We start from the raw sequence: 12,853 nt of genomic DNA, 5'->3' as shown, positions 1-12,853 counted from the left end.
TATGCCGCTTGCGCGTAGAACCGACGAGGTCAGGCGGGCCGGGACTCCGAGTCTGCGAGGCGGTCCGGTCCGCGTACCGGGAGCAGGACAACCAGTCCGACCGCGAGGACGATCAGTAGTCCGATGATGCCCGCCCGGTCGGCGTCGAAGATCCAGACGAAGAGGCCGAACAGCGCGGGCGCGAGAAACGAGGCGGCGCGACCGGTCGTGGTGTAGAGACCGAACAGCTGTCCCTCACGTCCCGGCGGCGCGATTCTGGCGAGGAAGGAGCGGGCCGAGGCCTGCGCGGGACCGACCGAGACCGTGAGCAGCAGGCCGAAGACCCAGAACAGCACCGGGCCCGAGACGACGAGCAGCACGGTCCCCCAGACCAGCATCGACGCCAACGAGACCACGATCACCACCTTGGGTCCGACCCGATCGTCGAAACGGCCCGCGACCAGCGCGCCGATCGCGGCGACCACATTGGCGGCGATGCCGAACAGCAGCACATCGGCGTCCGCGATGCCGTACACCCGCACGGCCAGTACCGCACCGAAGGTGAAGACGCCCGCCAAACCGTCCCGGAAGACCGCGCTGGCCAGCAGGAAGCCGACCGTGCGCCGGTCCACGGACCACAGTTCGCGCAGATCCCGCCACAGCACCCGGTAGGAGCCGAACAATCCGGCCTTGTCCGCACCGGGATCGGCTGTCGTATGCGGTATCTCGGGGACCGAGAGCAGTACGGGCAGGGCGAACACGGCGAACCAGACCGCCGCGAGGATCGCGACGAGGCGGATATTCAATCCGTCGTCGGTGGGCATCCCGAGCAGTCCCCGGTTGTCGCCGTCGCCGGAGATGAATCCGAAGTAGCAGATCAGCAGCAGGAAGATGCCGCCGAAATAGCCCATGGCCCAGCCGAATCCGGAGACCCGGCCGACGGTGGCCGGGGTGGAGACCTGGCGCAGCATGGCGTTGTACGGCACACCGGCCAGTTCGAACACCGTGGAGCCGAAGGCGAGCAGTACCAGGCCGAGCCACAGGTCGTTGTAGTCGTCGTGCACGAAGAACAGCCCGGTCATCGACAGGATCGTCAGCGCGGTGAGCACGGCGAGCGCGCGTTTGCGGCGCGCGGCGGCGTCGAAATACTGGCCGCTGATCGGTGCGGTGAGCGCGACGATGACGCCCGCGATGGCGATCGCCCAGCCGAGCCACGAGCTGGCGCTGATCCCGCCGGGCAGATCGTCGCCCACCGTGTCGGTGAGATAGACCGAGAAGACGAAGGTCAGGATGACCGCCTGGAAGGCGGACGATCCCCAATCCCACAGCCCCCACGCCACGATCTGCCCGCGCCCGGCGGCCTGCCCAATGGTCGCCTCGGCGTTCACCTCGGTCATGTCGCGCAGCCTAACGGGGATCGGGGCCCCGTACGGCGGCAACAACCGAGGACCATGTCGCGCTATGCACCTAATTGCATAGTACCGAGTGTTACGGCTATCCTGTCCGACATGGCCCTCGAGCACGCGTTGCTGGTATCGCTGACCGAGCGCGCCGGCTCGGGTTACGAGTTGGCGCGGCGCTTCGACAAATCGATCGGCTTCTTCTGGAACGCCACCCACCAGCAGATCTATCGCGTCCTCAAGCGCATGGAGGAATCCGGCTGGCTCGACGGTGTGACGGTGGCCCAGGAGGGCAAACCCGACAAGAAGGTGTATTCGGTGAACGAGGAGGGCCGCGCCGAATTGTCGCGCTGGATCGCCGAACCCACCGATACCGATCTGCCGCGCAGCGAACTCGGGGTGAAGATCCGTGCCGCCGCCCACGGCGATATCGCCGCTCTGCGCACCGAGGTCAACCGGCACCGCGACCAGCACGCCCAGCGACTCGAGGTGTATCTGCGCATCGAGAAGAACGACTTTCCCGCGCCGGAACAGCTCACCGGCACCACCCTGCACCAATACCTGGTCCTGCGCGGTGGGATTCGCGTGGAATCCGGATTCGTCGAATGGTGCGACGAAGTCCTGCAAGCCCTACGACCGAGTGCGTCAGCCCCGCACCCGGAGTGACGGAGAAAGAGTGAGATGACCTCCTTCCCCCACCTGTTCGAACCGCTCGACCTCGGCTTCACCACGCTGCGCAATCGCGTGGTGATGGGGTCGATGCATACCGGCCTGGAGGACCGCGCCTGGGATACCGGCAAATTGGCGGCCTATTTCGCCGAACGCGCGAAAGGCGGTGTCGGACTCATCATCACCGGTGGTTACGCGCCCAATCGCACCGGCTGGCTGCTGCCCTTCGCCGCGAAGCTGACCAGCAGGAACGAGGCCTACCGGCATCGCAGGATCACCCGGGCCGTGCACGACGCGGGCGGCAAGATCGCCATCCAGATCCTGCACGCGGGCCGCTACTCGTATATGCCGGGCAGCGTGTCGGCGTCCTCGATCAAGGCGCCGATCAATCCGCTGCGGCCGCGCGCGCTCTCGAGCCGAGGCGTCGAGCGAACCATCGACGATTACGCGCGCTGCGCCGCGCTGGCGAAATTCGCCGGATACGACGGCTGCGAGATCATGGGCGGTGAAGGCTATTTCATCAACCAGTTCCTCGCCCCGCGCACCAACAAACGCACCGACAAGTGGGGCGGGTCGCCGGAGAATCGACGTCGCCTCGCTGTGGAGATCGTGCGCAGGACCCGCGCGGCGGTCGGCCCGGAATTCATCATCGTGTTCCGGCTGTCCATGGCGGAATTGGTGGAGAACGGCCAGACATTCGAGGAGATCGTCGCCCTCGCCCAGGAACTCGAAGCCGCGGGCGCGAATATCCTCAACACCGATATCGGCTGGCACGAGGCCAGGGTGCCGACGATCGTGACCTCGGTGCCGCGCGCGGCCTTCGTGGAGTTCACGGCCAAGATCGCCCAGCGGGTGAACATCCCGGTCTGCGCCTCCAACCGCATCAATATGCCCGAAGTCGCCGAGGAGATCCTGACCAGGGGTGACGCCCAACTCGTGTCCATGGCCCGACCGTTGCTCACCGACCCGGAATGGGCGAACAAGGCGGCGGGCGACCGCGTCGACGAGATCAACACCTGCATCGCCTGCAACCAGGCCTGCCTGGATCACGCGTTCGGCCGCAAGACCGTCTCCTGCCTGCTCAATCCGCGCGCCGGACACGAAACCGAACTCGTCCTGCTGCCCACCCGGCGCACCAAACGCGTCGCCGTCGTCGGCGCGGGACCGGCCGGACTCTCGGCGGCGGTCAACCTCGCCGAACGGGGTCATCGGGTCGACCTCTTCGAAGCCGACGACAAGATCGGCGGCCAATTCGATATCGCCCGCCGCATCCCCGGCAAGGAGGAATTCTCCGAGTCGATCCGGTACTACCAACGGATGCTCGAGATCACCGGCGTGCACGTCCACCTCGGGAAACGGGTCAGCGCCGAGGAACTCCTCGCGGGCGGCTACGACGACATCGTGCTCGCCACCGGTGTGCGACCGCGTATCCCGGATATCCCCGGCATCGAGCACCCGATGGTGCTGTCCTACGCCGAACTGGTGCGCGACGGCCGTCCGGTCGGCACACGGGTCGCGGTCATCGGCGCGGGCGGCATCGGATACGACGTGAGCGAATTCCTCACCGTCGAAGGACATCCGACGCTCAAACTCGACGAGTGGAAAGAGGAATGGGGCGTCACCTCCGACGACGAGCAGGTCCGCGGCCAGCTCACCACCCCCAAACCCGCCCCCGCCGCGCGCGAAGTCGTTCTGCTGCAACGCAAATCGACCCCGTTCGGCAAGGATCTCGGTAAGACGTCGGGCTGGGTGCACCGGGCCGCGCTGAAGGCCAAGGGCGTCGAGCACGTCGGCGACGTCAACTACGAACGCATCGACGACAGCGGACTGCACATCAGTTTCGGTGAGAAACGCGCACGCCCGCAGCTCATCCCGGTCGACAACGTGATCGTCTGCGCGGGCCAGGAATCGGTGCGCGACCTCGAGGAACCGCTGCGCGCGGCCGGTGTCGCCATCCATCTGATCGGCGGCGCGGACCTGGCGGCCGAACTCGACGCCAAACGCGCGATCGATCAGGGCACCCGGTTGGCGGCACGTTTGTAGCGGGACCACACGGCCACGATGGCGTCCCGTTGCCTGCGCACGGGCCCGCGACGGCATCGCCTAGGCTCGCAGCGTGAGCCTGCCTTCCCCCTCTTCCGAGAACCGCGCGGTCGTCACCGGCGCGTCGTCCGGTATCGGCACCGCCCTCGCCACCGAACTCGCGGCGCGCGGATATTCGCTGATCCTCGTCGCCCGGCGAGGTGAGCTGCTGGACAAGCTGGCGCAGCGGCTCACCTCGGCGCACGGAATCACCGCCGAGGTGCGCGCGGTCGACCTCTCGGACCGGGCCCAGCGCGGGCCGCTCGCCGAGGAACTCGCGGCGCGCGATATCGCCGTGCTGTGCAACAACGCGGGTGTGGCGACCTTCGGCGCGGTCGCCGACCTCGATCCGGCGTTCGAGCGTTCGGTGATGGAACTCAACGCGGTCGCGGTGCACGATCTCACCCTCGCCGTCCTGCCCGGCATGATCGAACGCGGTGGTGGTGGCATCCTCATCACCGGCTCGGCGGCCGGGAACATGCCGATCCCGAACAACACGACCTACGCGGCGAGCAAGGCCTTCGCCAACAGTTTCTCCGAATCGCTGCGCGGTGAACTGCGCGGCAGCGGCGTCAACGTCACTTTGCTCGCACCGGGCCCGGTGCGCACCGACAACCCCGAGCAGACCGAGGCCTTCGTCTCCGACAACAAGGTGCCCGAATTCATCTGGGTCTCGGCCGAGTACACCGCGAAACTGTCGCTGGACGCCCTGGCGCGCAACAAGATGCGCGTCGTCCCGGGACTGCTCGGCAAGGGGATGAGCGTCGCGGGGCAATTCGCTCCGCGCGCGCTGTCCGCCCCGATCGCGGGCGCGCTCTACAAGCGCCTCGGCAACTGACCGAGCACGGGACCGACATCCCTCTCGCCTCCCGGCTCAGACGACCGGGGTCACCTGCACCGACGTCTGAGCCACCCGGACCGCCGCGAGCGCGTCGAGCCTGCCGAATCCGTATCTGTCGCTGCGCCCGTCCGGTCCGTAGGCCCCACCCTGCGGATCGATCTTCTCGCAGGAATCGCGGAGCAGATCCTTCACCCGATCCGAGGTGAGATCCGGCTGCACCGACAGCATCAGCGCCACCACGCCCGCCGCGCCGGGGCAGGCGCTGGATGTCCCACCGAAACTGTTCGTGAAATCACCGGTCGCGTCTCCGTCGGCGACACGACCGGAGTTGTAACCGTCGCGCCCGTGCCGATCGACGGTCCAGATCCCCGTGGTCAGCGGTTCCGGGTGGCCGAACGGCCGGTGACCGAAATCGCTGCTGGGGAACGCGCACCACACGGCTTTGCCGAAATCGCTGTATACGCTGCGCTTTCCGGTGTCGTTGCAGGCCGCGACGGCGATCGCCTTCGGGAAACTCGCGTAGCCGTCGTTGTCGACCGATTCGTTGCCGTTACCCGCCGCGAACAGGATGACGCAGCCACGCCCGCCCCGGCCCGTGGTGAGGGCGTGTTCCATCGCCAGCCGCGTGCTGGCGGGCAGGGCGACGACCCGGCTGTGTACCGGGTCGTTCGGCTGGAACCACGCGCCGTCGGCCGGACCCCAGCTGCACGAGATGACATCGGCCCCGTGGTCGGCCGCCCACTGGAACGCCTTCGCCTCCGCCTGTGAACCCAGCCCCGAGGCGAGGCGGACCGGCATGAGCTTCGCCTCCGGCGCGACTCCGGAGGCCCCGACCGTGCCGTTCGCGCAGGCGACCCCGGCGCAGGCGGTGCCGTGATTGTCCCCCGCGTCCGGACCGGTGCCGAAGCTGTCCTTCGGGCGCGGATCGTCGGTACCGGTGGTGACATCGCGTGGCGCGACCACCTTCCCCGCACCGGCGAACTCGGGATGATCGATGTCGACTCCGTCGTCGACGACGGCGATCGTCACCCCCGCCCCGCGCGTGACCGCGTGGGCCGCGGCTACATTCGCGTGCGCGTCGACCGATTTCCCGCCGATCACGGCGGCCTGGAGATGCCACTGCTGGGGAAAGATCGCCTTGCGCGAACTGCGCCGGATGAGTTCGGGATGGCAGTACAGCACGTCCGCGCGGGCGAGCAGGGCATTCGCGATATCGAATACCCGCTGGCCCGTCCCCTCGGGCGCGGCCACGAAGAACGCGTTCGCCGCGTAACCCACCTGCTCTCGGATCCGCAGCCCCGCCTCGTCCAGGACGGCGCGGCATCCCCGCGGATCCGCGTCGTCGACGAACTTCACGAAGATGTTCTCGGTGTACAGCACCGGCTCCCCGGTACCGGGATCGACGAGGACATGTCCGGCGAAACGCACCTCCGGGGCCGCGTCGAGCACCCGTTTGCGTTCCGCGACCGACGGCGAGTCCGCGGGCAGCCGATACACCTCGACACCGGCGTCCGGATAACGCACGACCAGGCGCGCGTCGTCGAGTTCCGCACTCAGCGGTGTACGCACCGATCCCGACCGGTGCGGTATCCCCGGTCCGCTGTGCGTCCTGACCACGATCAGGTCCGCACTCTGTTCCAACTCGAAACCGGGTTCGTCCTTCGTCCCGAAATTCGCGGTAGGCACCATGACTCCCTTCGTCGCATGGTCCGAACACCGTGAATCTATCGCCGGTTCGCGTCCGGGGCACGGGTACCCGGTTCCACCGCGGTGGCGTCAGCGCTTGCGGGTGCCGAACAGGCTGCGACTGATCTCGCGGCCCGCCGCACTCGCGGCCGAACGCAGGAAACTCTTCACCGCGGGGTTCTTCATGATGCGCTCGGCGGCCGAATCCTGATCCGCACCCGCCGCCGGACGGCCGGGCGGGGGCGGCGCCTGCGGATCGTTAGCGGCGGCGGCTTCTATTTTGGCCGTGAGGATTTCGTAGGCCGACTCCCGGTCCACGGTCGCCCCGTATTTCGCCGACAGTGCGCTGGACAACGCCCTCGACCTGATCGCGTCCGCACCGATGGTGTCCATCAGCGATCGCGGTGGCCGGATCCTGGTCCACGCCACCGGGGTCGGCGCGCCGCGTTCGGAAAGCACCGTCACGATCGCCTCACCGGTGCCGAGCGAGGTCAGCGCCTTCTCCAGGTCGTAGGCGCCGGTTTTCGGATAGGTGCGCACGGTTTTCGACAGGGCCTTCTGATCATCCGGGGTGAAGGCGCGCAGGGCGTGCTGGACGCGCGCACCCAATTGGGAGAGAACGGGATTCGGGATATCGGTGGGCAACTGGGTGCAGAAGAAAACGCCCACCCCCTTGGACCTGATGAGTTTGACCGTCTGTTCGACCTGTTCCAGAAATGCCTTGGAGGCATCGGAGAACAGCAGATGCGCTTCGTCGAAGATGAAGACCAGTTTCGGCGCGTCGACGTCGCCGACCTCGGGCAGCGTCTGGAACAGATCGGCGAGCACCCACATCAGGAAGGTGGAGAACATCACCGGCCGCGCCGCCTGGGCGCCCAGTTCGAACAGGGTGATGACGCCTTGGCCGTTCTCGGTGCGCAGCAGGTCGGCCGGATCGAGTTCCGGCTCGCCGAAGAAGGTCTCACCGCCCTCGGCCTCCAGATTCACCAGCGCGCGCAGGATCACCCCCGCCGTCGCCGCCGACACCCCGCCGATGCCCTTCAGATCGGCCTTGCCCTCGGGGCTGGTGAGATGGGTGATGACGGCGCGCAGATCCTTCAGGTCCAGCAGCGCGAGTCCCTGTTTGTCCGCCCAGTGGAAGATCAGCCCGAGCGTGGATTCCTGGGTGTCGTTGAGCCCGAGCACTTTACTGAGCAGCACCGGCCCGAACGCGGTCACCGTGGCGCGGATCGGGATACCGATGCCGCCGGTGCCGAGCGAGACGAACTCGACCGGGAATCCGCTCGGTGTCCAATCCCGCGCGCCGGTCTCGGCGGCGCGCGCGGTGAACTTCTCGCCCGCCTCGCCCGGCTGCGCCAGCCCGGACAGATCACCTTTGATATCGGCGAGCACGACGGGAACACCCGCGCGCGAGAGTTGTTCGGCGATGCCCTGGAGTGTCTTGGTCTTGCCGGTGCCGGTCGCACCGGCGACGAGTCCGTGTCTGTTCAGTGTGCGCAGCGGAATACGCACCGCCGCAGCGGGATCCACCTGTCCGTCGACCACGACGGTGCCGAGTTCGAGGGCGGCGCCGTCGAACGCGTAGCCCGCGGCGATCTCCCGGGCCACCGACAGATCGGCGGCTTCGGCGGCGGCCTCGGCCGATACCTGTCGCCGGTCCGCCACCGTCGCGGCCTCGGCGGCGCTTTCGGCGCGCGCCGCGGCCCCCGACGCCCCGAATCCGACATCGGCCCCCGAGGCGACGGCGGCCTCCTGTTCGATCAGTTCACGTTCGGCGGCCTCGGCGGCGGCCTGCGCCCGCGCCGCCACCCGGGCGGCTTCCTCGGCCGCCTTGCGAGCCGCCGCCGCCTTCTCCTGCGGGCTCGGTCCGCCCGCGGCCGCGTCGCCGGGTGGATCATTCCGCGGTACGTCCATGGCACGTTCTCCGTCCGGATCCGACCCGCCGTGGCGGGTTTGCTGTCGCACCGAAACATCTGTCGAACTCTGCTGGCGAACTCCGAGGGAAAGCCTATCGCCGCAGCTCACGTTCGCCGGGATAACCGCCCGGTGACGGCGGGACCGACCTGCGCCGCCGCGCGAATCGGGCACAGTAAGGTTGCCCGGGTGTCCGACAAACTAGTGGTGTGGATGGATTGCGAGATGACGGGGCTTCGCCTCGACAGCGACAAGCTGATCGAGGTGGCCGCGCTCGTGACCGACAGTGACCTCAATATTCTCGGTGACGGCGTGGATATCGTGATCCACGCCGACGACGAGGCGCTGGCCGCCATGCCCGCGGTGGTCGCCGATATGCACGCGCGATCCGGGCTCACCGAAGAGGTGCGGCGTTCCACCGTCACCCTCGCCGAGGCCGAACAGCAGGTGCTCGACTACGTCAAGCAGTTCGCGCCGACCGCGGGAACCGTTCCGCTGGCCGGTAATTCGATCTCCACCGATCGCGGCTTCATCGCCAGGGATATGCCCGCCCTCGACGGTCATCTGCACTACCGGATGATCGACGTGAGTTCCATCAAGGAACTGTGCAGGCGCTGGTATCCGCGCATCTACTTCGGCCAGCCGGAGAAAGGGCTGACCCACCGCGCGCTGGCCGACATCAAGGAATCCATCCGCGAACTCCAGTACTACCGCCGCACCGCGTTCGTGACGCCTCCCGGCCCCTCCACGACCGAGATCTCCGCCATCGCGACCGAGCTGAGCGGCGGGCCCGCCGCCGGATCGCCGCAGCACAACGGCTCGCCGGACGCCGATTAGGGACTAGCGGGGGTGACACGCTAGTATCGAGCGCGCCGATGATTCATCGGCGATGGTGAGTGTAGTTCAGTTGGTAGAGCACCAGGTTGTGATCCTGGCTGTCGCGGGTTCGAGTCCCGTCACTCACCCCGAGAGGGCCCGGTCGAGATGCGAATCCCGACCGGGCCCTCCCTCGTTTCCGACCGGGCCGTCACCGGCTGTCCGACCGGGCACACATGCCGGTCCGGTCGAACCATTTGTCCGCGAACACCGTAGTGCCCCTGCGAAACTATGATGTGAAACGCAAACCCTCCTGATCGTGATACATATCCCCTCGAGGTCCGTAGACTTCCCTCACCGAGGCGCAGGCATCGGACACCGGTCGACCAGAAAGACAACAGTTCGTGATGCGTTCCGCGGTTATCGCAGCCTTCGTCGGGGCCTCCCTGCTCACCGGCACCACCGCCACGGCGGCCGTTTCCTCCACCGCCGGTACCGGTTCGGGTACGGCGACCACCGGATCGTCCAGTGGATCCGCCGGTGGAGCCACCACCACCGGATCCGGCAATTCCGGGTCGGCGACAGGATTGGAATCCCTGCTCTTCGGGGGTCCGTTGCTGTGCGCCGCGATCGGCAGCGCCATCAACGCCAATCTGACCTGCCCCGGCACCGCGGGCCCCAATATCCCCTGATTCACACCCCCGGGACATACCCCCGGGTCCAGAGACGGAAAAGGCTCCCCGCGGTGCGCGGGGAGCCTTTTCGCCGTCCGAGGCGGATCAGCGGATGTCGGCGTTACCCGCTCTCCACTCCGCCCACGGGATATTCCAGTCACCGAGACCGTCGGTTCCCGACAGCGTGCCGCCGCGGGTGTTCTTGACGATGGTGATGTCACCGCGCTTGGCGGTCTGGAACACCCACTGCGCGTCGGTGGGGCTGAGGTTGAGGCAGCCGTGGCTGGTATTGGAATTGCCCTGCGCGCCCACCGACCACGGGGCCGAATGGAAGAAGATGCCGCTGTAGGAGAGCCTGGTCGCGAAGTCCACCGGCGTCTTGTACCCGTCCGGCGAATTCACCGCCACACCGTAGGTCGAGGAATCCATGATGATCTTCTCGTGCTTGTCGGCCACGATGTAGACACCGTTGTCGGTCGGCGTGCTGTCCTTACCCATGGACGTGTCCATGGTGCGGATCACCTGACCGTTCTGTTCCACCACCACCTGCTTGGTGTTGTCGTCGGCGGTGAACACCATCGCGTCGCCGACGGTGAAGAACGAATGCAGATTGTCCTGGCCGAACAGGCCGTTGCCGAGATCCCTGCCGTAGACGTTGACGTCGATGGTGACCTTGGTGCCCGGCGCCCAGAAATGCTCGGGCCGCCACCGCACCTCGCGATTGTTCACCCAGTAGAACGCGCCCTCGACGGGCGGCTCGGTGGTGATCTTGATGGCGTCCTGGGCCGCCTTGCGGTCCGGGATGTTCTCGTCGAACTGCACCGCGACCGGCTGGCCGATGCCGACGATCTCGCCCTCGCCCGGGAGCAGGTAGGGATGGGTCTGGTTGTTCGGCGAACTGGTGGTGAAGCGCAGCGCGGTCGTGTTGCCACCGCCGAGACCGACCGCGTTGGCGGTCAACGTGTAGGACTTGCCGTAGCCGAGGACCTCGGTCGTCTCCCAGCTGCGACCGTCGGCGGCGAGCCTGCCGCTGACCGGATCGTTCTGCGCGTTGAACAACTTCACGTCGGTGAACTGACCGTCGTCGACCTTGAACGTCATCGGGACGCCCGGCGAGACACCGACATCGCCGTCCTTGACCGGAGACATCAGCTTCGGCTTGATCAACTCGGTGATCGGATTGCGATCGATCGCGACCACGCCACCGGTGCTGCCCGACGACGACGCGCACGCCGAAGCCCCCAGTGCGAGCACCGCGAGGACGGCAACCGGTCCAGCTAGCTTCCGCATCGACCAACGATGTCGACCTCGACCAATGCTCATATCCAACCCCGTTTCAAGTCCCGGCGCCCCTGTAGAGCACGCCGATGGCTTCGGATCCAAACCGATTGCTGCGCTCAACTCACCGCGCGGGCGGGATCGGTCGAGACCACGTCCAGCTATTGTGCCAGCCCGACGGGACCCTTCCAATGTGAAGATCGCCGCGCCGCGACCGGGTCCACCGGATTGATATGTCGCGGGGCCCTCGGTGTTAACACCGCCCGGCGACACGACATCCCCCCGCTCAACTGGCGATTTCACTTCTGCCACCTCCGCCTGTTAATGTTTGTCCCGCACCGGAACACGGGGCAGGCGCCATTAGCTCAATTGGCAGAGCAGCTGACTCTTAATCAGCGGGTTCGGGGTTCGAGTCCCTGATGGCGCACAATTAATTCTTCCCTCTACCAGCGATTTCGCTGATGAAGAGAACCGCGGGGCGATCGAACGATAGCGGGATCTGTAGCTTACGGCGACTCCCTCCGATCCCTCCCGAGAGCGCGGCCAGCGTTCCGAATCTGTGATCTACCACACGAACCGACCGGCACGTCCGGGTTCGTTCCGCCCGTGTAGGGCACGACTCCCCCGATTCTCCGCGAGCGAAAGTATCGCGCAGATCACGATGACGTCACCGACCGCTCGGCGGCAACCCCAGGGCGGGTCCTCACGTCACCGCACCGTGACCTTCACACCTCGCCGATCACGGTTGAGACACGAGACAGGCTCGGAACGGGCAAATTCCTGGCTTACTCGACAAAAAGTTCTGTGACCTACAGCACATGACGTTTAGGGGCAAACCCCCAGCATATGAGCATGGTTTCGGCGTCAACCTGGGCTTTCCAAGATCGCCAGCACCTCTGATTCACTTTCCGTTTACCTTGCGTTCATGTCTCGTGACCATTCTGCAATCAGGTCACAAACGACCTGGAGTTCGGTTCGACCGAGATTTCGTTATCAGCATTCGGAAACGACCGCAGAGTCCGATCCACGGCTCACGAACTTCAGCCTCGCGCTTCACCTTCCAGTGTGAAGCCATGCGCATCAGCGCGGGCCGGGACCGCGCACAGCGCACCGATGCCGAGACGAGATCGGCGCCCGGCCCGGGGACGCATCGTCCCCACAACCAAATCCCATAACAGCACACCAGCTCTAACGGTGAGCGATCGGTACGGCGCTCGCCCTGGATTCGCACTGCCTCATGGCGTCCGAATCGGTCCTGTCCCCGAAGAAGGAATACCTCGTAATGCCTGTTGATAGACGCTTCTCTCGCATCCGCCGCACCACGCTTCGCGAAGGCTTCACCTTCGCCGTCGCCGCGGCAGGCATCGTGGCCGTCGCGGCCTCGTCGGCGGTCTCGGTGGCCGATGACAACGTCGCCACTCGCATTGCCATCGTCGCGGACGAGCAGCCCGCCGCTGCCGCTGCCGCGCCGGCTCCGGCCGGACAGGTCATCGCCCAGGACGCCGCCGCGGTGG

The 12,853-nt window shown here is 66.7% G+C and carries 9 protein-coding genes, 2 tRNA genes and 1 pseudogene; 8 read left to right on the top strand and 4 right to left on the bottom strand.

Translation table 11 applies throughout. From position 1 onward, the window contains the following. Positions 1-29: 29 nt before the first annotated feature. Positions 30-1,376 carry an MFS transporter gene (locus JZ792_RS25175; protein WP_216914048.1) on the bottom strand — a complete coding sequence of 449 codons (1,347 nt, stop codon included), beginning with the start codon at positions 1,374-1,376 and terminating at the stop codon, positions 30-32. Between the two features lie 111 nt (positions 1,377-1,487). Between JZ792_RS25175 and JZ792_RS25170 the strand changes: the two genes are divergently transcribed. The 3 genes from JZ792_RS25170 (at position 1,488) to cmrA (ending at position 4,968) form a co-directional block, all read left to right on the top strand. Continuing rightward, positions 1,488-2,045 carry a PadR family transcriptional regulator gene (locus tag JZ792_RS25170; RefSeq protein ID WP_216914045.1) on the top strand — a complete coding sequence of 186 codons (558 nt, stop codon included), beginning with the start codon at positions 1,488-1,490 and terminating at the stop codon, positions 2,043-2,045. 15 nt (positions 2,046-2,060) lie between these two features. Further along, the gene (locus tag JZ792_RS25165; RefSeq protein ID WP_216914044.1) at positions 2,061-4,091 is read left to right on the top strand and encodes an NADPH-dependent 2,4-dienoyl-CoA reductase; all 2,031 of its coding nucleotides are present in this window, start codon (positions 2,061-2,063) and stop codon (positions 4,089-4,091) included. Between the two features lie 73 nt (positions 4,092-4,164). Beyond that, positions 4,165-4,968 carry a mycolate reductase gene (gene cmrA / locus JZ792_RS25160; RefSeq protein WP_109523926.1) on the top strand — a complete coding sequence of 268 codons (804 nt, stop codon included), beginning with the start codon at positions 4,165-4,167 and terminating at the stop codon, positions 4,966-4,968. A 36-nt stretch (positions 4,969-5,004) separates the two neighbouring features. Here cmrA and JZ792_RS25155 read toward each other — a convergent pair whose 3' ends face one another. Together JZ792_RS25155 and JZ792_RS25150 are read right to left on the bottom strand one after the other, a co-directional pair. Next, positions 5,005-6,657 carry a S8 family peptidase gene (locus JZ792_RS25155; RefSeq protein WP_216914042.1) on the bottom strand — a complete coding sequence of 551 codons (1,653 nt, stop codon included), beginning with the start codon at positions 6,655-6,657 and terminating at the stop codon, positions 5,005-5,007. Positions 6,658-6,747: 90 nt separating this feature from the next. Beyond that, positions 6,748-8,571, bottom strand: coding sequence for a helicase HerA-like domain-containing protein (locus tag JZ792_RS25150; protein WP_216914040.1), 1,824 nt, complete (start codon positions 8,569-8,571; stop codon positions 6,748-6,750). Positions 8,572-8,760: 189 nt separating this feature from the next. Between JZ792_RS25150 and orn the strand changes: the two genes are divergently transcribed. The 3 genes from orn to JZ792_RS25135 all read left to right on the top strand — a co-directional run bounded on the left by orn (position 8,761) and on the right by JZ792_RS25135 (position 10,079). Then, positions 8,761-9,408: an oligoribonuclease gene (gene orn, locus JZ792_RS25145; protein ID WP_216914038.1), complete on the top strand. Its 648-nt coding sequence runs from the start codon at positions 8,761-8,763 to the stop codon at positions 9,406-9,408. Between the two features lie 55 nt (positions 9,409-9,463). Beyond that, positions 9,464-9,536: transfer RNA gene (locus JZ792_RS25140), tRNA-His, on the top strand. Positions 9,537-9,794: 258 nt separating this feature from the next. Next, positions 9,795-10,079, top strand: coding sequence for a hypothetical protein (locus JZ792_RS25135; protein ID WP_216914036.1), 285 nt, complete (start codon positions 9,795-9,797; stop codon positions 10,077-10,079). 87 nt (positions 10,080-10,166) lie between these two features. Here the strand turns inward: JZ792_RS25135 and JZ792_RS25130 are convergent, their stop codons facing one another. Continuing rightward, positions 10,167-11,384 carry a L,D-transpeptidase gene (locus JZ792_RS25130; protein WP_216914034.1) on the bottom strand — a complete coding sequence of 406 codons (1,218 nt, stop codon included), beginning with the start codon at positions 11,382-11,384 and terminating at the stop codon, positions 10,167-10,169. A 309-nt stretch (positions 11,385-11,693) separates the two neighbouring features. Here JZ792_RS25130 and JZ792_RS25125 point away from each other — a divergent pair. Both JZ792_RS25125 and JZ792_RS25120 read left to right on the top strand, forming a co-directional pair. Continuing rightward, positions 11,694-11,766, top strand: a tRNA-Lys gene (locus JZ792_RS25125). A gap of 855 nt (positions 11,767-12,621) precedes the next feature. Continuing rightward, positions 12,622-12,853: pseudogene (locus JZ792_RS25120) on the top strand (transglycosylase SLT domain-containing protein); the annotation flags it as partial.

Origin of the sequence: Nocardia noduli (assembly GCF_019038455.1) — a bacterium.
In the GTDB taxonomy this organism is placed as follows: Bacteria; Actinomycetota; Actinomycetes; order Mycobacteriales; family Mycobacteriaceae; genus Nocardia; species Nocardia noduli.
The sequence above is the reverse complement of the archived record's forward strand: the minus strand, read 5'-3'. Positions and strand labels throughout refer to the sequence as shown.